The organism is Aquirufa ecclesiirivi (assembly GCF_011250515.1).
Taxonomy (GTDB): domain Bacteria; phylum Bacteroidota; class Bacteroidia; order Cytophagales; family Spirosomataceae; genus Aquirufa; species Aquirufa ecclesiirivi.
The window spans coordinates 249,682-271,889 of the sequence record NZ_JAANOP010000005.1; the positions used below are offsets into that span (position 1 = coordinate 249,682).

Annotated in this window: 27 protein-coding genes and 4 tRNA genes; 30 read left to right on the forward strand and 1 reads right to left on the reverse strand. The window is 38.1% G+C overall.

The window, feature by feature from the left end; all coding sequences use genetic code 11:
* From nrfD to G9H65_RS09085, 14 genes are all read left to right on the forward strand, one after another.
* Window positions 1-1,398, forward strand: a complete 1,398-nt coding sequence (gene nrfD / locus G9H65_RS09020) for an NrfD/PsrC family molybdoenzyme membrane anchor subunit (RefSeq protein ID WP_166375014.1) — start codon at window positions 1-3, stop codon at window positions 1,396-1,398.
* Window positions 1,399-1,426: 28 nt separating this feature from the next.
* Window positions 1,427-1,948 carry a DUF3341 domain-containing protein gene (locus G9H65_RS09025; RefSeq protein ID WP_166375015.1) on the forward strand — a complete coding sequence of 174 codons (522 nt, stop codon included), beginning with the start codon at window positions 1,427-1,429 and terminating at the stop codon, window positions 1,946-1,948.
* 38 nt (window positions 1,949-1,986) lie between these two features.
* Window positions 1,987-2,598: a c-type cytochrome gene (locus G9H65_RS09030; RefSeq protein WP_166375016.1), complete on the forward strand. Its 612-nt coding sequence runs from the start codon at window positions 1,987-1,989 to the stop codon at window positions 2,596-2,598.
* Between the two features lie 32 nt (window positions 2,599-2,630).
* Window positions 2,631-3,992, forward strand: coding sequence for a quinol:cytochrome C oxidoreductase (locus tag G9H65_RS09035; protein ID WP_166375017.1), 1,362 nt, complete (start codon window positions 2,631-2,633; stop codon window positions 3,990-3,992).
* A 33-nt stretch (window positions 3,993-4,025) separates the two neighbouring features.
* Window positions 4,026-5,111: a cytochrome c oxidase subunit II gene (locus tag G9H65_RS09040; RefSeq protein ID WP_166375018.1), complete on the forward strand. Its 1,086-nt coding sequence runs from the start codon at window positions 4,026-4,028 to the stop codon at window positions 5,109-5,111.
* Window positions 5,112-5,140: 29 nt separating this feature from the next.
* Complete coding sequence (locus G9H65_RS09045) at window positions 5,141-7,045, forward strand: cytochrome c oxidase subunit I (RefSeq protein WP_166375019.1); 1,905 nt, start codon at window positions 5,141-5,143, stop codon at window positions 7,043-7,045.
* A 72-nt stretch (window positions 7,046-7,117) separates the two neighbouring features.
* Window positions 7,118-8,023: a COX15/CtaA family protein gene (locus G9H65_RS09050; protein ID WP_166375020.1), complete on the forward strand. Its 906-nt coding sequence runs from the start codon at window positions 7,118-7,120 to the stop codon at window positions 8,021-8,023.
* 1 nt (window position 8,024) lies between these two features.
* The gene (cyoE, locus tag G9H65_RS09055) at window positions 8,025-8,876 is read left to right on the forward strand and encodes a heme o synthase (protein WP_166375021.1); all 852 of its coding nucleotides are present in this window, start codon (window positions 8,025-8,027) and stop codon (window positions 8,874-8,876) included.
* Between the two features lies 1 nt (window position 8,877).
* Window positions 8,878-9,456: a cytochrome c oxidase subunit 3 gene (locus G9H65_RS09060; RefSeq protein WP_166375022.1), complete on the forward strand. Its 579-nt coding sequence runs from the start codon at window positions 8,878-8,880 to the stop codon at window positions 9,454-9,456.
* Between the two features lie 11 nt (window positions 9,457-9,467).
* A complete protein-coding gene (locus tag G9H65_RS09065) occupies window positions 9,468-10,235 on the forward strand; it encodes a cytochrome c oxidase subunit 3 (protein WP_166375023.1) in 768 nt (255 codons plus the stop codon).
* A 19-nt stretch (window positions 10,236-10,254) separates the two neighbouring features.
* Complete coding sequence (locus G9H65_RS09070) at window positions 10,255-10,572, forward strand: cytochrome C oxidase subunit IV family protein (RefSeq protein ID WP_109321973.1); 318 nt, start codon at window positions 10,255-10,257, stop codon at window positions 10,570-10,572.
* 24 nt (window positions 10,573-10,596) lie between these two features.
* A complete protein-coding gene (locus tag G9H65_RS09075; protein ID WP_166375024.1) occupies window positions 10,597-11,316 on the forward strand; it encodes an SCO family protein in 720 nt (239 codons plus the stop codon).
* A complete protein-coding gene (locus G9H65_RS09080; protein WP_317164415.1) occupies window positions 11,306-11,857 on the forward strand; it encodes a DUF420 domain-containing protein in 552 nt (183 codons plus the stop codon). The genes G9H65_RS09075 and G9H65_RS09080 overlap by 11 nt, the downstream gene beginning before the upstream one ends.
* On the forward strand, window positions 11,850-12,137 hold the full coding sequence (locus G9H65_RS09085) for a hypothetical protein (RefSeq protein WP_166375025.1): 288 nt from the start codon (window positions 11,850-11,852) through the stop codon (window positions 12,135-12,137). Before G9H65_RS09080 ends, G9H65_RS09085 begins: the two co-directional genes overlap by 8 nt.
* Here the strand turns inward: G9H65_RS09085 and murI are convergent, their stop codons facing one another.
* Window positions 12,138-12,947 (reverse strand): glutamate racemase, encoded by an 810-nt coding sequence (gene murI / locus G9H65_RS09090; protein WP_166375026.1) that lies wholly within the window; start codon window positions 12,945-12,947, stop codon window positions 12,138-12,140.
* 105 nt (window positions 12,948-13,052) lie between these two features.
* Here murI and G9H65_RS09095 point away from each other — a divergent pair, with 105 nt between their 5' ends.
* From G9H65_RS09095 to rplL, 16 genes are all read left to right on the forward strand, one after another.
* Window positions 13,053-13,601: an RNA polymerase sigma factor gene (locus tag G9H65_RS09095; RefSeq protein ID WP_166375027.1), complete on the forward strand. Its 549-nt coding sequence runs from the start codon at window positions 13,053-13,055 to the stop codon at window positions 13,599-13,601.
* On the forward strand, window positions 13,598-14,395 hold the full coding sequence (locus G9H65_RS09100; RefSeq protein ID WP_166375028.1) for a hypothetical protein: 798 nt from the start codon (window positions 13,598-13,600) through the stop codon (window positions 14,393-14,395). Before G9H65_RS09095 ends, G9H65_RS09100 begins: the two co-directional genes overlap by 4 nt.
* Before the next feature lie 5 nt (window positions 14,396-14,400).
* Window positions 14,401-15,579 (forward strand): outer membrane beta-barrel protein, encoded by a 1,179-nt coding sequence (locus G9H65_RS09105; protein ID WP_166375029.1) that lies wholly within the window; start codon window positions 14,401-14,403, stop codon window positions 15,577-15,579.
* 101 nt (window positions 15,580-15,680) lie between these two features.
* Window positions 15,681-15,766: transfer RNA gene (locus tag G9H65_RS09110), tRNA-Tyr, on the forward strand.
* Window positions 15,767-15,810: 44 nt separating this feature from the next.
* Window positions 15,811-15,883, forward strand: a tRNA-Gly gene (locus G9H65_RS09115).
* Window positions 15,884-15,969: 86 nt separating this feature from the next.
* A tRNA-Thr gene (locus G9H65_RS09120) sits at window positions 15,970-16,041 on the forward strand.
* A gap of 83 nt (window positions 16,042-16,124) precedes the next feature.
* Window positions 16,125-17,312, forward strand: a complete 1,188-nt coding sequence (gene tuf / locus G9H65_RS09125) for an elongation factor Tu (RefSeq protein WP_166375030.1) — start codon at window positions 16,125-16,127, stop codon at window positions 17,310-17,312.
* A 170-nt stretch (window positions 17,313-17,482) separates the two neighbouring features.
* A complete protein-coding gene (locus G9H65_RS09130; RefSeq protein WP_166375031.1) occupies window positions 17,483-18,229 on the forward strand; it encodes an NIPSNAP family protein in 747 nt (248 codons plus the stop codon).
* A gap of 62 nt (window positions 18,230-18,291) precedes the next feature.
* Window positions 18,292-18,365, forward strand: a tRNA-Trp gene (locus G9H65_RS09135).
* 36 nt (window positions 18,366-18,401) lie between these two features.
* Window positions 18,402-18,593, forward strand: a complete 192-nt coding sequence (gene secE / locus G9H65_RS09140) for a preprotein translocase subunit SecE (protein ID WP_166375032.1) — start codon at window positions 18,402-18,404, stop codon at window positions 18,591-18,593.
* 35 nt (window positions 18,594-18,628) lie between these two features.
* Entirely contained in the window at window positions 18,629-19,225 is a 597-nt protein-coding gene (nusG, locus tag G9H65_RS09145; RefSeq protein ID WP_166375033.1) for a transcription termination/antitermination protein NusG, read from the forward strand.
* Window positions 19,226-19,342: 117 nt separating this feature from the next.
* The gene (locus G9H65_RS09150) at window positions 19,343-19,756 is read left to right on the forward strand and encodes a hypothetical protein (protein ID WP_166375034.1); all 414 of its coding nucleotides are present in this window, start codon (window positions 19,343-19,345) and stop codon (window positions 19,754-19,756) included.
* A 288-nt stretch (window positions 19,757-20,044) separates the two neighbouring features.
* The gene (rplK, locus tag G9H65_RS09155; RefSeq protein ID WP_109321960.1) at window positions 20,045-20,482 is read left to right on the forward strand and encodes a 50S ribosomal protein L11; all 438 of its coding nucleotides are present in this window, start codon (window positions 20,045-20,047) and stop codon (window positions 20,480-20,482) included.
* Window positions 20,483-20,520: 38 nt separating this feature from the next.
* Window positions 20,521-21,219: a 50S ribosomal protein L1 gene (gene rplA, locus G9H65_RS09160; protein WP_109321959.1), complete on the forward strand. Its 699-nt coding sequence runs from the start codon at window positions 20,521-20,523 to the stop codon at window positions 21,217-21,219.
* A gap of 2 nt (window positions 21,220-21,221) precedes the next feature.
* On the forward strand, window positions 21,222-21,755 hold the full coding sequence (gene rplJ, locus G9H65_RS09165; protein WP_166375035.1) for a 50S ribosomal protein L10: 534 nt from the start codon (window positions 21,222-21,224) through the stop codon (window positions 21,753-21,755).
* A 66-nt stretch (window positions 21,756-21,821) separates the two neighbouring features.
* The gene (gene rplL / locus G9H65_RS09170; protein ID WP_109321957.1) at window positions 21,822-22,208 is read left to right on the forward strand and encodes a 50S ribosomal protein L7/L12; all 387 of its coding nucleotides are present in this window, start codon (window positions 21,822-21,824) and stop codon (window positions 22,206-22,208) included.

The following is a 22,208-nucleotide window of genomic DNA, read 5'->3' on the forward strand; positions in this document are numbered from 1 at the left end:
ATGTCGCACGTTGTATCACCCATAAGAGAGAAACTAGTTACTGGTGGCAAATCTTATTCCGATGTTACCCACGATATTTGCAAGCAGGTAGAAGGGGAACCCACCAAAGAATGGAAATGGGCCTTCGGTATATCTTCTATTGTATTTATCTATGGAGCTTACTGTCTATTCTATACCTGGTGGCAAGGTATTGGGGTTTGGGGTTTGAATAAAACCGTAGGTTGGGCATGGGATATTACCAACTTCGTATGGTGGGTAGGTATTGGTCACGCCGGTACATTGATTTCCGCCGTATTATTATTATTCCGTCAAAAATGGAGAACATCCATTAACCGTTCAGCAGAAGCGATGACAATTTTTGCCGTACTTTGTGCTGCATCCTTCATCTTGGCTCACATGGGTCGCCCTTGGTTAGCTCATTGGGCATTACCTCTTCCAAATGCATTCGGTTCTCTTTGGGTTAATTTTAACTCTCCATTGGTTTGGGACGTATTTGCGATCTCGACGTATTTGTCTGTTTCTTTATTATTCTGGTACATGGGTTTAGTGCCTGATTTGGCTTCTATACGTGACCGTGCTACCACTAAAGGACGTAAATTTTGGTATGGTTTGTTCAGCTTAGGTTGGACAGGTTCATCTAAGACTTGGGCTCGTTACGAATACATGTCATTAATTTTGGCTGGTATCTCTACTCCCCTAGTACTTTCTGTACACACGATTGTATCCATGGACTTTGCTACTTCGGTCATTCCAGGCTGGCACACGACAATCTTCCCTCCATATTTCGTGGCAGGTGCGATTTTCTCAGGTTTCGCCATGGTACAAACACTTTTGTTAATCACACGTGTGGTTTTCAAATTGGAAGATTATATTACCATTGAGCATATTGAAATGATGAACATCGTTATCACAGTAACTGGTTCTGTTGTAGGTATTGCTTATTTAACTGAATTCTTCATCGCTTGGTACTCAGGAGTAGAATATGAGAGCTATGCGTTCATCAACCGTGCAACGGGTCCATATTGGTGGGCATATTGGATGATGATGACATGTAACGTAATCTCTCCACAATTATTCTGGTCAAAAGCGATTCGTACCAATTTAATGGTGAGTTTCTTCTTATCCATCGTTGTAAACGTGGGTATGTGGTTTGAGCGTTTTGTGATTATCGTCACATCTTTACATAGAGATTACTTACCTTCTTCATGGGCTATGTTCTCTCCAACCATGTATGATATTGGTGATTACATTTTCTCTTTCGGTTTATTCTTTACCTTATTCTTCTTATTCGCTAAATATTTGCCGGTAGTAAATATGGCAGAGGTGAAATCAGTCATGAAAGGGGTATCAAGCAATTTCCCTGAAAAGAAAAAAGTATCGAAAAAAACCGAAGAATAATTTATTTGCAATTCGAAATTAAAACAATATGAGTTCGACAACTAACTACATTTTAGGTGTATACGATGATGAGGATGAGGTGTTACACGCAGTTAGCGAGGTAAAATCCAAAGGCATCAAAATTGAAGACGTATTCACTCCTTTTCCGATTCACGGATTGGATCGTGCTGTAGGGCATGAGCGTACGCGCTTACCTATTGCAGCCTTCATGTTTGGTGTATTGGGATTAACCTGTGCATTAGCGTTAATTAGCTATACCATGGTTTTTGACTGGCCTATGATCATTGGAGGTAAAGATTTCTTTGCTCTACCAAACTGGATTCCAGTTACCTTTGAAGGAACCGTATTGTTTACTGCATTTGGATTGGTGACTACCTTTTGTATTTCCAATAACTTATATCCTGGTAACCAACCAGATTTATTAGATCTTAGAATCACGGACGACAAATTTGTTATGGCAATCAATGTTGACAAAAACAAAAAAGTAAGTGCCGATGATATCAAGAAAGCCTTGAAAGACTCAGGTGCGATTGAAGTAAATGTTAAATAATTAACCCAGAACAATTGTTCACGAAGAAGCATAACAAAATGTTGAATCCAAGATACCAATTCGTTTTATTTGCTGGTTTAGCCCTAGGCTTATTGTCCTCTTGCAGTGACGACCACAATGATACAGGAACAGAATTTGCTCCAAATATGTACCATTCCGTTGCTTATGAGCCAATGACTCAAACTGATGGTGACACCAATACCATCAATCCTTATGGAATGAACATGCGTCAACCAGTAGCAGGAACAGTTGCTAGAAGCAAATACACAGGAAGCGATTCCTTACAAAAAGAACTCTTACATCAAGATTTGATCTCAAGAACTATTCCTAACGATAGTATCACCTACTCAGCTGCAGCTTTGAAAAACCCATTAGCAGCTACTCCTGAAAATATCGAAGCAGGAAAATTACAATATGAAAGATATTGCCAACACTGCCACGGTGAAACAGGTAAAGGCGATGGTTTGGTAGCCAAAATGTACAAAGGGGTTCCCGTATATTCGAGCGATGCATTAAAAACCTTGAACGATGGTCATATCTATCACGTGATTACTCATGGTAAAGGAAGAATGTGGCCTCATGGCTCACAAATTACCTCAGCCAATCGTTGGAAAATTGTACTTTATGTACATGAATTACAAAATCAATAGTTCAATTATTAAAAATTAAAATACCAGATAAAATGGCGGGACACTCACATTTTTCCCCAGCAAACGTTGAAGAGCATTTTGAATTCACTTCTGAAGGCAAAAAAAGAGTTATATATGCTTTCATTGCCGGAGTAGTAGCTTTAGTGCTTGGAATATATCTTTTATCCAAAGGTGAAGCTGGTGGCCACGAAGTTGCCAATGCAGGACATGACGCTGTAAAAGCAGGCCATGAAGCTGCCGCAGAACACCTTTCAGGCGGTGCGGTATCCCACCAACCGGCTACTGAAGAACATTATGATTGGACTAATCGTATTTGGGCTAACGTATGGTTAAATGCGGTATTTTTTACAGGTATTGCCATCATCGGAATGTTCTTTGTTTCATTACAATACTTAACTAAATCAGGTTGGTCATCAGTTATGAAGCGTGTTCCAGAAGCATTTCCTAAATTCTTATATATCACACTTCCTATTTTATTATTGGTATTCTTCTTCAAAGGAGATGCAATTTTCCATTGGATGCACCATGGTGTTACTGAAGTAGGCAATGAAAACTATGATAAAATCATTGCTGGAAAATCAGGTTATTTAAATAAGACTTTCTTCTTGGCTCGTTTGGTTGGATTCTTTGCCCTTTGGATTGGTTTATGGACCGTTCTTCGCAAGAAATCATTGGAAGAAGATTTAATTGGAGGTACTGATTTATTTACTCAAATGGTACGCATCTCTACAGCTTTTATTGTTGTATTTGGTGCTTCTAGTTCCATGTTTGCATGGGATTGGGTTATGTCCATTGATACTCACTGGTTCTCGACCATGTTCGGATGGTACATGTTCTCATCTTGGCATGTAACAGGCTTAGCCGTAATTACATTAACGATCTTGTTATTAAAGGATAAAGGGTATATGGCTTATGTCAATGAAAATCACTTACACGATTTAGGTAAGTTGATGTTCGCCTTTTCTATCTTCTGGACATACGTTTGGTTCGAGCAGTTCTTGTTGATTTATTATGCCAACATGCCGGAAGAAATCATTTATTTCTTAGAGCGTTGGGAAGGTCACAATAAAATTTACAAAACTTCAGAAATTTTGATGGTTTTCTTAAACTTCTTCTTCCCTTTTCTAGTTCTTATGACACGTGATGCAAAAAGAACGCGTATTTTCTTGAAGATCGCTGCTTTCCTTATCATCGTAGGTCACTACATTGATTTCTACCAAATGATAATGCCAGGCGTTTTAGGAGGTCATGCAGGATACGGTTTAGTGGAGTTTGGAATGGTTACTGTTTTTGCTTCTGCTTTCATTTATATCATAAGCGATGAATTGACAAAAGCATCATTAATAGCAAAGAACCACCCATTCTTACCAGAAGCAGTACACCACGATATTTAATATTTAAAAGCAAGATTCTAACAAATAAAACATATGAATTACCTAGTTGGTCTTTTATCCGTTGTATTCTTCATCTTAGCGATTACTGTTATCAGTAAAAGTTTGAAGCTTAACAAAAACCTTAGTGGTGAAAATGAGTCAGATTCTGCTCTAGATTCACATAATAATAGCAATGCCGTTGGATTCTTACTCTTTTGGCTATTTGGGACAATTGCTGGTGTATGGTCATTCTTACATTCTCAACCTGATTTTCTTCCTGAAGCCGCTTCAGCTCATGGTGTAAAAACAGATTCGATGTTCTGGATATCTATGGCAGTAGTTACCTTTGCCTTTTTTATCACCAACTCATTGTTGTTCTTTTTTGCATTCCAATACCGTAATGATAAAAATAGAAAAGCTACTTTTTATCCGGTAAACCACAAGCTAGAAATTATCTGGACAATCATTCCAGCGATTGTTATGGCTATCTTAGTATTTACAGGATGGAGAACTTGGCGAGATATCACTTCTCAAGCACCAAGTAATGCGGTAGTAATTGAGGTTACTGGTCACCAATTTGGTTGGTATGTACGTTATGCTGGTAATGATGATAGCCAATTAGGTAATATTAATTACAAATTAATTGACGAAACCAATAGCTTAGGTTTAGATTTTACAGACAAAAATACATTCGATGATTTTACTGCCAGTGAATTACACCTTCCAAAAGGAGTTCCAGTCTTATTGAAAATCAGAGCACAAGATGTCTTGCACTCCGTATATTTACCTTTCCAACGTGTTAAAATGGATGCTGTTCCTGGTATGCCAACCAAATTTTGGTTCACACCAACCATATCTACAGATGAAATGCGTGCCAAATTAGGTAAGAAGGATTTCAACTATAAGTTAAACTGTACAGAAATTTGTGGACGTGGTCACTTCGGTATGGCTATTACCGTTTTCGTGGATGAACCAGCTGACTACAAAAAATGGGTAGCGGAACAAAAACCCTTCCTAACCATGAATCCTGCCTACTTGTCTAAAGTACCTGAGAATCTTAAAGCGAAAGCAAGTAAATATATTCCAGCTGAGCCAATTGCAACAGATAGTACTGCAGTAGAAGCCGTAAGTGTCAAATAATTAGAAAGAATTTAGCAAAAATAATACCTATGTCAACAGCCATATCAACTACTGAAGAAGTAATCGCTCATGGACACGATCATGGTCATGATCACGAACATGAACATCATGAACTTGGTTTTATCCGTAAGTACATCTTTTCAGAAGATCATAAGACGATTGCAAAACAATATTTAATCTCAGGTATCCTATGGGCATTCATCGGAGGATCTTTATCGATCATCTTCCGCTTGCAATTGGGCTTCCCTGATATGAGCTTAGAATGGTTAAGACCTATTTTAGGTGAGTGGATTGATGAGTCAGGTAAATTGGATAAAGAATTCTATTTGGCACTGGTAACGATGCATGGAACCATCATGGTGTTCTTTGTTTTGACAGCAGGTTTATCAGGTACTTTCTCCAACTTCTTAATTCCATTACAAATTGGAGCCCGCGACATGGCGTCTGGATTTATCAATATGTTATCCTATTGGTTCTTTGCTCTGTCGTCAGTAATCATGTTTTCTTCTTTATTTATTGAAACAGGACCGGCTTCAGGTGGTTGGGTAATTTACCCACCATTAAGTGCATTACCTCAAGCTATGCCTGGTTCAGGATTAGGGATGACGTTATGGTTGACGAGTATGGCTTTATTCATTGTATCTCAATTAATGGGGGGTATCAACTACATCTGTACCATCATAAACTTGAGAACACGTGGTATGACATTTACTAAAATGCCATTAACCATTTGGTCATTTTTCTTTACTGCGGTATTAGGTCTATTATCTTTCCCTGTATTGTTATCAGCTGCTTTGTTATTAATTTTTGACCGTAGCTTTGGTACATCATTCTATTTGTCTGAAATTTATATTCAAGGTCAAGCTTTACCTAACATGGGAGGTAGCCCGATCTTGTACCAACACTTATTCTGGTTCCTAGGTCACCCAGAGGTATATATCGTATTATTACCAGCCTTAGGTATGACTTCAGAAGTTATTGCAACCAATGCACGTAAACCTATCTTCGGTTATCGCGCTATGATTGGTTCTATGATGGGTATTACAGTATTGGCATTTATCGTATGGGCTCACCACATGTTCGTAACGGGAATGAACCCATTCCTAGGTTCGGTATTCATGTTTTTAACCCTAATCATTGCTGTTCCATCAGCGGTTAAAGGTTTTAACTACATTACCACACTTTGGAAAGGAAATATCATTTTCACCCCTGCTATGTTATTCTCCATTGGTCTTGTTTCCCTGTTTATTTCAGGAGGTGTAACAGGTATCATTTTAGGAAACTCGGCTTTGGACATCAACTTACATGATACCTATTTCGTAGTAGCTCACTTTCACTTAGTAATGGGTGCAGCTTCATTCTTCGGATTAATGGCTGGTGTTTACCACTGGTTTCCTAAAATGTTTGGACGAATGATGAACAAAACAGCTGGTTATATTCACTTCTGGTTCACATTTGTAGGTGTATATGCTGTGTTCTTCCCAATGCACTACACGGGTATTGCTGGTTTCCCAAGACGTTACTACTCATTTACTGCTTTAGGAAATGATGGAGAATCGGCATTTACAGATTTAAATGCATTTATTTCTTTTGCTGCTATCATTACTTTCACAGCACAAGCGATTTTCTTCTTTAACTTCTTCTATTCTATTTTCAAAGGAAAGCGTGCTACACAAAACCCTTGGAAATCAAATACATTGGAGTGGACAACACCGATTGTACCTGGACATGGTAACTGGGAAGGTGAAATTCCTGCTGTGTACCGTTGGCCATATGATTACAGTAAACCAGGTTCTGAGGCAGATTTTATCCCTCAGACCGTACCTCACTCCGCAACTCCTGAATCCAATCTTCCTGAAGAGAATGATGAGATTGCAAAAGAGAAGGAAATTGAAAGTTTATTAGCGGCTCAGAACGAGAGTTACAACCGATAAAAACAAATAACCTAAAAAGATGCATCGAAATGATTCTCATTTGGATGCATCTTTTTTTTTCTCCCTACTACCATGACATTCCAAAAATTTGGCTTTGTTACTTTACTTTGTATTTACCTTCTAATATTAGCTGGGGGAATCGTTCGAAGTACGGGATCAGGTATGGGTTGCCCAGATTGGCCAAAGTGTTTTGGGAGATTTATACCTCCAACGAAAGAATCCGAATTACCCCTTCATTATGAGATAACCTACAAGGAAAAATTACATGGTGAGGTATTATTTAACCCAACTAAAACTTGGATTGAATACATCAACCGTCTCATCGGAGCATTAACGGGTCTCTTCGTTTTAATCACGACCATATTAGCATTCAAATCAGGGAAGAAAGAATTTATACTTTCATTTCTAGCCTTATTGCTTGTTTTAGGCAATGCCGTCTTAGGTAAATATGTGGTAGACTCCTTCTTATTGCCGGGTGTAGTCACCTTACACATGTTATTGAGCATTGGTGTCCTATTTCTTTTATTCAAGGCCTTACATGTCAAACAAATTACTATTGAAATTCCCGCATCGATTCGAACAATCGTATTAATCAATTTATTGATCATTCTCGTGCAAATTGTACTAGGCACGCAAGTGAGAGAAGAAATGGACCATGTGATTGTTCAATATGGAGAAAGCGAAAAATCCACATGGGTTAGCCACCTAGGAAATATTTATATTATCCATAGGACGTTTTCATGGGTAGTATTAATTAGTCATTTAGTTCTCTGGAATAAAATAAATAAAGCAAAAATTAGTACTCTCAAAAACTATAGTACCTATTTATTAGTTTTCTTAAGTATATCCTTAATCACAGGAATATTAATGGCTTATGTCAACTTACCTTTAGGAAGCCAAGCCATTCATTTAACCATTTCCCTTGTGATTCTAGGTTTACATATGAACACTTGGATTAAAACAAGTACAGACGTATAACATGTCAATCGTTAAACCATATATAGCTCTATTAAAATCCAGACTATCCATTACGGTAGCATTCTCTGGTACCTTTGGCTATTTATTGGCCCCCATTGAACATACCACGTTTCAAATTATATTAATCTCCTTAGCTGGTTTTATACTCACAGGAGCAGCCAACATCGTCAATCAATTAAAAGAAATTGATTACGATAAATTGATGAAAAGAACAGCGAAAAGGCCATTGCCCACAGCAGTTTTGCAACCTCAGCAAGCCAAAGTTTATGGAATTATCCTACTATTTATTTCATTAGGATTACTTAGCTATTTGTCGTGGAAAGCTGCTATCATAGGTCTTATCTCCTATATATTATATGGATTTGTTTATACTCCATTAAAACGTGTTGGACCTATCTCAGTATTTGTTGGTGCTATCCCCGGAGCCTTCCCTCCCATGATTGGTTGGCTCGCTGCTACCAATGAATTTGGCTGGGAACCCGGTATATTATTTGCGATCCAATTCTTCTGGCAATTCCCTCACTTTTGGGCAATTGCCTGGGTTGCTGATGCCGATTACAAAAAAGCAGGATTTAAAATGCTACCGAATGATGGAAAGAAAGACATGAAAACGGCTTTCACCATCATGATTTATACCATCTTTTTAGTACCCCTAGGGCTTGTTCCCTATCTGTTGCACATGACAGGAATTCAATCGGCGATTATTGCGGTAATAGCTGGAACCTTATTCTTGTGCCAAACTTTTTATCTAATGATGCGCCCGACAGATAAGGCCGCACGATGGATGATGTTTGGATCATTTTTCTATTTGCTAGTTGTACAAATTGCCTTTTTATTTGATAAAATTTCATAACATGAACGTAGAAACCAATTCTATAGAAGCCAAAGCAACACGATCAGTGAATCCTAAAATATTCACCATGTGGTTGTTCATAGTATCTATTATTATGCTCTTTGCTGCATTTACTAGTGCCTACCTAGTTCGGAAAGCAGAAGGAAACTGGGTAGAATTTCAACTACCTAATTTATTTTGGATTAGTAGTGTAGTTTTACTTCTTAGCAGTGCCTCCATGCATTTTGCATTATTAGCCGCAAAAAAAGACCAATTTAATGCGTTAAGAATAAGTATTTCTATTACTTTTGTGCTCGGATTATTGTTTTTAGTTTTACAATATTTCGGATGGGTACAATTAGTCGAAATGAACGTTTATTTCGTTGGTAATCCATCAGGGTCATTTGTCTACGTTTTATCGGGTCTTCACGGTCTCCATTTAATCTCCGGATTGATTGTGTTAATTGTAGCGCTAGTTGCTGCATTCCGAATGAAAATCAATGCCAAAGCCCTTACTCAAATTAAAATTTGTTCCACTTATTGGCATTTTTTAGATGCATTGTGGATTTATTTATTTTTATTTTTAGTGTTTAACAATTAAGCTATTACCTCATGTCAGTTGCACACGCTGCCCCTACTGTTCCTGAAAATTTAACTTGGACAGGTGGTTCTGAACCTCTTAAAGCTAGTTATGGAAAACTAATGATGTGGTTTTTCTTACTTTCTGACACCTTTACATTCTCAGCACTTTTAGTGACCTATGGAATGATTCGTTTCAGTCAACCAGCTTGGGAAGGAAGTCCTAGTGATTTCTATTTTTCAACACAACACTGGCCAATCCCAGAAAAAGTGTTTGAAGCAGTTCCATTCTTGCACGGAATTTCATTACCCTTGGTATTCGTAGGTATCATGACTTTCATTTTGATTGCATCCTCAGTTACTATGGTATTGGCTGTAGAAGCTGGACACCGTGGTGATCGTAAAGATGTTGAAAAATGGATGCTTTGGACCATCGTAGGTGGATTCACTTTCTTAGGCTCTCAAGCTTGGGAATGGGGTCACTTCATACATGGGCCAGAAGATCTTTCTTTAGCAGCAAAACAATTGGTAGATGGAGTTATGACACCGATTGAAGGAGCTAATTTAGTTCGCAACCCTTATGGTCCTCCTGCATTTGCTGACTTATTCTTTTTTATTACAGGTTTCCACGGTACTCACGTATTTTCAGGAGTTATCTTGAACATATTGATCTTCTTCAATGCCGCCACAGGTGTTTATGAGCGCAGAGGTCATTATGAAATGGTTGAAAAAGTTGGTTTATACTGGCACTTTGTTGACCTTGTTTGGGTATTTGTATTTACCTTCTTTTATCTTGTTTAATATTTAATTCCCACATCATATGGCTTCGCACGTTACTGCACACGAAACCTCAGAAAAAGAAATCCCAGCTCCACAAACCGGTGCTATTTGGAAAACTTTTTGGATTCTTTTAATTCTTACAGCAATCGAATTCGTTATTGCCTTTACATTGCCAGCTAACACCTTGCGTGTAGCTATATTTTCAGGTATGACAATCGTGAAAGCTTTTTATATCGTAGGAGAATTCATGCACTTAAAACATGAAGTTAAAACCCTTATCTGGGCTGTTTTAATCCCTACTGTATTCGTAGTATGGTTACTAGTAGCCCTAATCTACGAAGGTGGTCATTTATATTAGTAGACCCTAAACTCTTATTGGCGCATGACTAAAAAGACAGGCATTTTATTAACCATTTTAATAGTGCCTGTCTTATTATATATAGGCCTGCATGAATTTGGTAATAATCATTTTCAATTACCTCGCTATATTCCAGAAATTGATTCCACAACCGGTGAAATCAAAATGGAAAAACGATTGAATCCTCGTTGGAATGAATCCGACATGGATACCGTATTCTTTCGTATACCTCCTTTTCAGCTTACTGACCAAAATGGAGCACCTTTTTCCTCTAAGATTCTTGATAATCAAATTTATGTAGCGAGCTTTTTCTTTACTCGCTGTACCACAATTTGCCCTAAAATCACAACACAAGTAAGCCGATTACAAGATACTTTTAGCAAGGACGAAGGCATTAAACTTCTCTCCATTTCGGTTGATCCACATTTTGATACACCCAAAAAGCTAGCAGAATATGCGATTCGATTTGATGCAAAACCAGGCAAATGGTATTTTTTAACTGGAGATAAAAAAACCATTTATCCATTAGCGTTAAAAGGTTTTCATGTTCCTTTGGCAGACGCTTCTGAATATGATCAAGCAATTAAAAATCCAGATGAAACATTTATCCACTCTGAAAGGTTAATACTCATAGATAAGGAAAAACACATTCGCGGTTTCTACAATGGTACCGATAAAAAAGAAGTCGATCGCCTCATGATGGAAATCAAAGTATTAAAACAGATTTACGAAAGTGAAAAATAATATGGCTGCTTATAAGATAGAAAATACTCCTAGAAATAATCAAATAGTCAATATTTTGTCTTTGGTCATTCCCATTGCAGTAGCCCTGCTAAATGCCATTCAAACCAAGTTACCCTTAGGTACATGGACTAAAATACTTCCCCACGTAAATGGTGTATTAAATGCCACTTGTTCGATCATATTGATTCTGGGCTTTATTGCTATCAGAAACAAAAACGTCGAAATGCACCGAAAACTAATGGGGGTTGCTTTTGTTTTAGGAAGTCTATTTTTAGTATCCTATGTGAGCTATCATATTTCTAATGAACCTACTAAGTTTGGAGGTTCTGGCTGGTTAAGACCTACGTATTACATATTACTTTTTTCTCATATTTTACTTTCCATCGGTGTAGTTCGCTTGGTACTAAAGGCCATATTTTATGCCTTAACGGAACAAATTGAATCCCATAAAAAATTAGTCAAATGGGCATTCCCAATTTGGTTATATGTTAGTATCACGGGTGTATTGGTCTATTTATTAATTGCCCCATATTATGTATAAGAAATTTATTCTTTGCTTCTTTTTATTTTTTGTGTTCATTCAATTCGATAGTTTAGCACAATGTGCCATGTGCCGTACGACAGTTGAAAGTACCATCTCCAATGGTCGATCGAATATCGCAACGGGCTTGAATACAGGGATATTATATTTATTGTCTGCACCCTATTTATTAGTTGGTGCCATCGCATTTTTATGGTTCCGCCAAAGCAAAAAGGAACAGCAAGAACGGATCGCAAAATTTAGAATCCGCCAAAAAGTAAGTCAAATTCTAGGGCAATAATTAATCCCAAATAGGATATTGGGTTAATTTTATAGCCTCTCCAAAAAATAGTTGAGTGGACTTCTCAAACGAATCAGTATAGTCTGATACAAAAAACTGCCGGGAACCGATAACTCCAGATTGTATCGACAAGTCTTGTTGATTCAAAATACGTTTAATTTCTTGAGCCACAATCTGAGAGGTATCGATAACAGGTATTCTGCCTTCATAAAATTGATCTATCTGCGCTTTGATTAGCGGATAATGCGTGCAAGCTAAAATTAAACCTTCGATATTCTTGAGAACATCCTGTTCCAAATATTCTCGAATGATCTGTTCTGATATGGTATTATTAAAAAAACCTTCTTCAATCATGGGAGCCAATAATGGAGTGGCCAAGGATTGAATATGGATATCCTTACCCAAAGCTTCTGCCTTTCGAGCATAAATTCCTGAATTCACGGTTTGCTTAGTACCAATCAAACCCAAGGTTTTACCTGCCCACTGCTGATCCAAATATTGAATGACAGGATCTATCACATTGACCACAACAGCTTTTGTCCCGACATAGGTTTTCACCAAATCATAAGCCGCTGCCGAAGCTGAATTGCAAGCAATCAAAATTAACTTACAATTTTTCTCTAAGAGTAAATTACAAATCTTAACCGAATATGCTTGAATGGCCGTAGCGGATTTGTCCCCATAAGGTAAGTGAGCTGTATCACCAAAATAAATGATGGGTTCTTGAGGAATCAATTCTGTAATGGCATGAGCTAGGGTAAGGCCCCCGATTCCACTATCAAAAATCCCAATGGGTGCAGAGTTTGGCATATGTATTAAATCTGCGTAAAGAAAGGAATTTTGAAAATCTTTTCAAACCCATGCAACCATTTATGTTTAATGCACATCTTTACATTCAAATAAGTTCTATAATCATTGAGTAAAAATTTACTACCCTTCAAGAGCGAACATGAGTTGATTCAGGCTTGCCAAAAACAAGACAGAAGAGCTCAACAAATTGTCTACCAAGTAAACGCTGGTAAGATGATGGCGGTGTGTAAGCGCTATTTAGGAGTAGGTCCAGATGCGGAAGATGCATTGATGGAGGGTTTCATGAAAGTCTTTAGTAAAATAGAAAATTTCCAAGGCCAAGGAAGTTTTGAAGGTTGGATTCGAAAAATCATGGTGAATGAATCACTGATGAAAATTCGGAAAACTTCCAATCGCTATGATCAAGACATTAATGAAACATATGATATTGCCCATCCCGAAGATGCTTTAATGCATTTGGGAGTAGAGGAAATTCAAAATTTAATTTTGGAATTACCTCCAGGCTATCGGACGATATTTAATTTATACGCCATAGAAGGCTATACACATGTTGAGATTGGCGACATGTTACAAATATCAGAAGGCACATCGAAGTCACAGCTTTCACGAGCAAGACAAATATTACAGAATAAATTAAAGGAATTACAAGCATGAAAAAATCATCAGTTGACAATTGGGATTCCCTTGAAAAAAAATGGCAGGAAAAACTAGACTCTCACGAAGAGGAAGTTCCAGCCGCTATTTGGAATCAAATTGAAAAAAAGCTTGACGAGAAAAAAGGAAAGGCTGCCCCTTTCATCATTCATCGCCGACAATGGTCTTGGGCTGCTGTTTTATTAATTTCCTTTGGTATAGGTTGGTGGCAATTATCCAATCCAGATGCATTGGTGGACGATTCTAAAATAGCCCACCACATTCAAACTGAGGCTAATACCCCAGTTCAAAATTTACCAAAAACGAATACGCCTGAAATCGGAGAAAAAATTAGTCCAACTAATCCAACGATCGCAAATCATACCTTAGAAGTGGTCAGCCATACTTCCCACGCTACCACCGTCCAAGAGGCAAGATATACACCAGAATCTATTCCAGAAATAGACGAAAGTAAATCCAATACCAACCCGATTATTTTAGCTGATAATAGGACATTGGAAAAAGAAAAACCCGCTTTATTGGCGAAGGAAGAAAGTGTCGAATTATTAATTGACATTCAACCCAGCCAAGCGAACAATCAGGAGAAAGAAAATAGCTATGTTCCGGAGCCTAGCAAAAAAAGAAATTCCTTGTTTGGTCGTGTAGTGAAACAATTAAGACAGGCCATCGATGGTGAACCTGTAGATTGGCAAACTTTAAAGCAGGGAGACCCCAAACTAGAAAACAGTATTCACCAGGTGGTGAATACATATATCAAAACCGAACAAGTAGTACAAAGAACATTTCAATTTTAAAGAATATGAAAAATTTATTCATCTTAGGATTCATCCTACTTAGCACAGGTCTATTAGCTAGACCAAATCAAGATTCCTTATTATTAAAAATAGATAAGCGAAATCAGGAAATCATTGGCAATCCCAATAATTCAAAAAAATCACTAAAAGAAGAATTACAGGCGATTTTTGCAAAAAATGGGATAGTCATGGAAGATAGCTTGTGGCAAAGCATCCGCAAGGCCGTTCAAGCTGATAATGAGAAAGACACATCCATTGTCGTTAGTATAGGGGGTAAAAATGTCAATATCAAACTACATCAAACTGGATTTAATGGCACTAAAAGCGTATCGGTAGCCAAGGCAAACTCAGCAGGCTCCCCCAGCTCTAACAACAAACAAGTGGAAGTTGGACTCAAGGGCATTCATGTCAAGGAAGGCAATGAAGAGGTTCATGTAGGTTGGAATGGTGTGCAAGTAAAAGAAGGGGATGAAGTCACCAGGGTAATCTGGGGCAAAGACTCTACTAAAATACAGGCCAAAGATCGAAATTTCTACCAGCGAAAAGGCTTAAATCTGTATTTAGGCTTAAATGGAACATCAGGCAATTTGCCAGCCGTGAGCATTGCCCAGTTTCCTGCCCCTTTGTTGTCCACCGATTTCGGATTAAAACCAATGGGTTCAAGATATGTAGGTCTAGAAATTTCAAGATCGATCCGACTAGCTTCTAATCCAAAATCTAGGTTTAATTTAGGATATGGTTTACAATTTGATTGGTATAATTTCATGTTCGATCATAATCGAATCATTCAAAAAGGGACTGACGCTGTCATTTTCCAACCGATTATTAACAGCAATGGAGGCGAGACAGTATTGTCAAAAAATAAAATGACGGTTAGCTATGTAACATTACCAATTATGCCACATTGGACCTATTCCAAAGAATCAGCAGTACAAATGATTGGTTTGGGAGGTTATGTATCCTATCGTTTAGACAGTTACACAAAAGCAATTGAAGATAAGACGGATAATTTACATAAGAACACCTCGAATTTATTTGTCAATCAAATACGCTATGGTGTCCGAGCTGAGTTTGCTTTGAAACATTTCCCAGATTTATTTTTCTCCTATGATCTAAGTCCATTATTTGAGAAAGGGAAAGGACCGGATGTACAGGCATTTAGCTTTGGTTTACGATTATTATAAAATTAATTTAGAAATTTTTGACCAAGGTGTTTGTGGATACCAAAATTTGAGCTACTTTTGCGAACTATTTCAGTAAAACGTTTGACTGAAATTAGAAAGAGGGGGATATACCAGAGCGGCCAAATGGGGCAGACTGTAAATCTGCTGGCGAATGCCTACGGTGGTTCGAATCCATCTGTCCCCACCATTCGCACACAGGAAAGTACCAAGTTTTTGTGTTGTTAAGTACCAGCGGGAGTAGCTCATTTGGTAGAGCGATAGCCTTCCAAGCTATAGGTGGCGGGTTCGAGCCCCGTCTCCCGCTCAATAAATGTCGTTCTATGAGGAAACTCATAGACGATTTTTATATTGGTAGGGCCCAGAAGACCTACTATTGGCCCTAGGGTAAAGGCCTTTGTAGCTCAGTGGTAGAGCACTTCCTTGGTAAGGAAGAGGTCGGCAGTTCAATCCTGCTCAAAGGCTCTAAAATACCTAAATACTCGCAAGAGTAGCTTCGATTAGCACATTTTGAAACTTTTTATAACTAAATTAAGAACTAAATAATCATGGCAAAAGAGAATTTTGACCGAAGTAAACCCCACGTAAACATTGGTACTATTGGCCACGTTGACCACGGTAAAACTACCTTGACTGCTGCTATCACAAAAGTTCTTTCTGAAAAAGGTCTAGCTGAGAAGAAAGATTTCTCTTCCATTGACTCTGCTCCAGAAGAGAAAGAGCGTGGTATCACAATCAACACTGCTCACGTTGAGTATTCAACAGCTAACCGTCACTATGCTCACGTTGACTGTCCAGGTCACGCTGACTACGTGAAAAACATGGTTACAGGTGCTGCCCAAATGGACGGCGCTATTTTAGTAGTTGCGGCTACTGACGGACCAATGCCACAAACTCGTGAGCACATCCTATTGGCACGCCAAGTTGGTGTACCTCAATTGGTTGTTTTCATGAACAAAGTGGACATGGTGGATGATCCAGAATTATTAGAATTAGTTGAAATGGAGATTCGCGAGCTTCTTTCTTTCTACGAATTCGATGGCGATAACATTCCAGTAATCCAAGGTTCTGCTTTGGGTGGTTTGAATGGAGATGCTAAGTGGGTTGCTACAATCGATGCTTTAATGGATGCAGTTGATAGCTGGATTCCACTTCCTAAGCGTGACGTAGATAAGCCATTCTTGATGCCAGTTGAAGACGTATTCTCGATCACTGGTCGTGGTACAGTAGCAACAGGTCGTATTGAGACAGGTGTTATCAACTCTGGCGAAGGTGTAGATATCTTAGGTATGGGAGCTGAAAACTTGAAATCAGTAGTAACTGGTGTTGAGATGTTCCGTAAGATTTTGGATCGTGGTGAAGCTGGTGATAACGTAGGTTTATTGTTACGTGGTATTGAGAAGACTGATATCCGTCGTGGTATGGTTATCTGTAAGCCAGGTTCGGTTAAGCCACACACTAAATTCAAGGCTGAGGTTTATATCTTGTCGAAAGAGGAAGGTGGTCGTCACACTCCATTCTTTAACAAATACCGTCCACAGTTCTATTTCCGTACAACAGACGTAACAGGAGAAATCATGTTGCCAGCTGGTGTGGAGATGTGTATGCCAGGTGATAACTTGACAATTGAGGTTACATTATTGAGCCCTGTAGCTATGGATAAAGGTCTTCGTTTCGCAATTCGTGAAGGAGGTCGTACAGTAGGTGCTGGTCAGGTAACTGAAATCTTAGACTAATTTATTAGTTGATATAGAAAAAGAGCGGTTTATCCCGCTCTTTTTTTTTGCCTAAAATTTTAGATTTGACAACTTTTAAAAAGTTGTCAAATCTGTAGTCAAATCTGTAGTCAAATCTACATGAAGACAATCCAAAATTGAAACGATTGAACCATGAAATAAATTATGCTATGAAAAAAATCCTTGCGTTATTATCACTTATCTTATTAAGTCACTTGGCCATCTGCCAAGAATACTATGAAGTAAGAACCTACCAAATGAAATTTAGAGGCAATTTGGGCGTAGTAGAAAAATATATTTCCAATGCCCTCATTCCTGCATTAAACAAGTATGGAGTATCTAAAGTGGGCGTTTTCAAAGATCTTGGGAAACCAGAACCAGCTATTTTAGTTGTCACAATCCCTTTTTCTTCCCTTGAATCATATGCTGGATACAAAGCCGCATTAGAAAAAGATGAAGCTTATTTACAAGCAAGTAAGGCCTACTTTGATATGGTCGGCTTGGATAAACCTTTATTTGAAAAAATATCAACCTATTTAGCCAAAGGTTTTAAAGGACATCCTGCTCTAAGCTTACCTACAAAAAATGAAGGTCGTATTTATGAATGGCGAACCTATGAATCATATAATGAAGATGCTTTACGTAGAAAAATTGCGATGTTTGATGATGCAGAACTTCAAGTTTTTGAAAACGTAGGATTACATCGAGTTTTCTTTGGAGAAGTTTTGGCTGGAGAGAATACACCTTGCTTAACCTACATGATCAGCTTTGAAAATATGGCTGAACGTGATAAAAATTGGGCAAAATTTTCTGCCGATCCAGAATGGAAACGCATTTCGAATGATCCCAAATATGCCAATAGTCACTCCAGAACAGTTCGACGATTCTTGGAACCAACGGCATATTCTCAGTGGTAATTGCTTTTAATTAATCAGGGGTTTGCGAATTAGGAAAATTTGCCTAATTTTGCAGTCCTCCTACGGGCATAGTATAATGGTAGTATGCAGGTCTCCAAAACCTTTGGTCAGGGTTCGAATCCTTGTGCCCGTGCCATGTAATAATTTTTAAAGCCGAATAATCGGTGAAAATATGAGCAACTTTACATCATTAATTAAGGAATCTTGGGTAGAAGTAACTGAAAACGTTACTTGGCCTAAATTTTCCGAACTTCAAGCAAGTTCTATATTGGTTTTAGTGGCCTCCCTAATTTTTGCCATCTTGGTAGGATTAGTTGATTTGGCATTCAAATCTGGATTGGATTTATTTTATAGTTCATTTTAACAGGGCTTAACCCGATCCTTAACACGAAAATAGCCATGGCAGAGACTAAATGGTATGTTTTGAGAGCAATTTCAGGACAAGAGAAAAAAGTGAAAACATATATGGAGAACGAAATTGCTCGTCAAGGCGTAGCAGATGCTGTTCCCCAAATATTGATTCCTACCGAAAAGATTTATGAAATCAGAAAAGGGAAAAAGGTGATTCGTGAGAAAAATCTATTTCCTGGATATATCATGATTGAGGCGGATTTGGCAGGTGAGGTGAGTCACATTTTAACTTCTACACCGGGTGTAATTGGTTTTCTTCAAACGATGAATGAGGAAATTGAAGAAACTAAAATTGAAGGCGGAAAGACGAAAAAAGTGAAAGTCGTGGTAAAAAAACCGATGCCTTTAAGTCAATCTGAAGTGAATCGTATTTTAGGTAAGGTTGATGAGTCGGCCGCCGTAGAAGACTTTGCTTCGGTATCTTTCATCAAAGGTGAAACGGTGCGAGTTATTGACGGGCCATTTGCAACTTTTGAAGGAACAGTGGAAGAGATTCACGAGAATAGCAAGAAATTATCTGTAATGGTAAAAATCTTCGGAAGAAATACTCCTTTAGAATTGAATTATTCTCAAGTGGAGAAATAAAATTAATAGATGTTGGATTGAGAAACCCTAACCTCTTGGTTGGGGTTTTTTATTTTATTCTAATTTGCTTTATCTGTACAAATAATCAGAAGCCATCATCTACAAACCACTAAAAACATGCCCGAAATCACCATATCCTGTCCTGGTTTAATATTAAATTTTCAGCACCTATCAATCAAAAAAGCACGAACTCAAGAAATCCTTAGTAACAACTTAGAGAAACAAGATACCTTTCATTTACCTCCTGGAAATCATATTATTGAAATAGTCTTTCGCTTCAATATTTTCCAATATCCTCCCTCCCGAATTTTAATTGATGTGCCAGAAGGCAAACAGGTATATTTTGACCTGACAGAAAAAGACGTTGCCCACTATCTGATTGCCCAATTATTTTGCTTGTTTATTCTCTCTATTGGCTTCGTGAATGGAATCACAGTAGCTTGTGTATATTTAAAAGGGATATTTACAGTATATGGGCAGGATCCCTTGTTTTCGGTACACTCATATAACTATATAACCAAATCCGTTTAATGAAATTAGGCTATCACATCGAACGTATAATCAATGGTTACCTAGAACTTAGATGCACAAAGGAATAATAATTTGAATAATTGGCAATTAGCTTTGGTATATCAAATAAATCTTCTAATTTTGCAGTCCGTTTAAAAAGCGGCATTCTATTCGATTGAATATCAAACGGATGAATGGATTGGAAGGTTTGTTACGCTGGAAGATCAAAACGAGGTACATCAGATAAGGAAGCTTCCACCCTTATTGGCAGATAAATCTCAATAATTCACTTAAAAACGATGTTTTAATATGGCAAAAGAAATAGCTGGTTACGTTAAGCTTCAATGCAAAGGTGGCCAAGCCAATCCTTCACCGCCCATCGGTCCTGCATTAGGTTCGAAAGGATTAAATATCATGGAGTTCTGTAAGCAGTTCAATGCTAGAACCCAAGATAAAAACGGCGTAGTATTGCCGGTCCTAATTACTTATTACGCGGATAAATCGTTTGATTTCGTTGTAAAAACGCCTCCTGCGCCAATTTTGTTATTGGAAGCAGCTAAGGTAAAATCAGGTTCGGCACAACCAAACTTGAAAAAAGTAGGATCTGTTTCTTGGGATCAAGTGCGAGTAATCGCTGAGACTAAGATGCCAGACTTAAACTGTTTTACAATTGAAGCAGCAATGAGTATGATTGCTGGAACGGCCCGATCAATGGGTATTACTGTTTCTGGAGAGAAACCGTTCTGATTGTAATAATCAGAATTTAACATTTTAATAAAAAGGTAATGGCAAAACTTACGAAGAAAAAAAAGGAAGCCCTTTCTAAATATGACGCAACGTTAGAGTATTCTCTAAACAAAGCGGCTGAAATTTTGAAGGAAATTTCCTATACAAAATTCGACGCCTCGGTGGACATTGATGTTCGCTTAGGAGTAGATCCCCGCAAAGCCGACCAAATGGTTCGTGGTGTGGTTGCCCTACCTCATGGAACAGGAAAAGACGTACGAGTTCTCGTATTGTGTACTCCTGATAAAGTAGAGGAAGCAAAAGCAGCCGGTGCTGACCATGTAGGATTAGATGATTATATTTCAAAAATCGAAGGAGGCTGGACCGATATCGATGTAATCATCACAATGCCTACGGTTATGGCCAAATTAGGTCGCTTGGGTCGTGTGTTAGGTCCACGTGGACTTATGCCTAATCCAAAGTCTGGTACAGTAACTTTGGAAGTAGGAAAAGCAGTAAATGAAGTGAAAGCCGGTAAAATTGACTTTAAAGTTGATAAAACGGGTATCATCCATACCTCAATCGGTAAGGTTTCATTTGACGCTAGCAAAATTGCTGAAAATGCGCAAGAAGTAATCAATACGTTGATGAAATTGAAGCCATCTTCTGCAAAAGGTACATATGTTAAATCGATCAATATATCTTCTACTATGTCTCCGGGCATTGTTATTGATAAGGCGACAGTAACTGGATTGTAATCATGACAAGAGAAGAAAAAAATCAGATTATTGATGAGTTGAGCGAAAAGTTCGCGGTAACTCCGTACTTCTACATTGCAAGTACAGCCGGTTTAACAGTAGCTCAAGCTACAGAATTCCGTAGAATGTGCTTTTCAAGAGGTTTAGAATACAAAGTATTCAAAAACACCTTGATCGCAAAAGCATTAGAGAAAACGGGAAATGACTATTCTGCATTCAACGAAAGCGTTTTGAAAGGGATGTCTGGAATCATTTTCTCACCAGAAAATGCTAAAGTTCCAGCAAAATTGATCAAAGACTTCCGTAAAGAGGCAGGAAAGGACAAAATTGCATTCAAAGGTGCTTCTATTGAAGGTGGCTTATACATTGGTGAAGACCAATTAATCGCACTTGAAAATATTAAGTCGAAAAACGAGATGATTGGAGAGGTTATTGGCCTATTGCAATCGCCTGCTAAAAACGTTATCTCTGCTCTTACAAGTGGTGAGAAGAAATTAGCTGGTATCGTAAAGACTTTAGGAGAGCGTCCTGAATAATTACCCGATATTACCGGGGTTTAACCCCACAAAATAATTAATTCTTAACAATTAAATTTTCAAAAAATGGCAGATTTAAAAGCGTTCGCTGAACAATTAGTGAACTTAACTGTAAAAGAAGTAAATGAATTAGCTGCTATCCTTAAGGATGAGTACGGTATTGAGCCAGCTGCTGCTGGTGCTGTTGTAGTTGCAGGTCCTGCTGCTGGTGCTGGTGACGGTGCTGATGCTCCTGCTGAGAAAACATCTTTTGATGTAGTCTTGAAAGCTGCTGGTCCTAACAAATTAGCGATCGTTAAATTAGTAAAAGACTTAACTGGTTTAGGTTTGAAAGAAGCGAAAGATGTAGTTGATGCTGCACCGAAAGCTGTTAAAGAAGGTGTATCTAAAGACGAAGCTGAAGGTTTGAAAAAATCTTTAGAAGAAGCTGGTGCTGAAGTTGAATTGAAATAA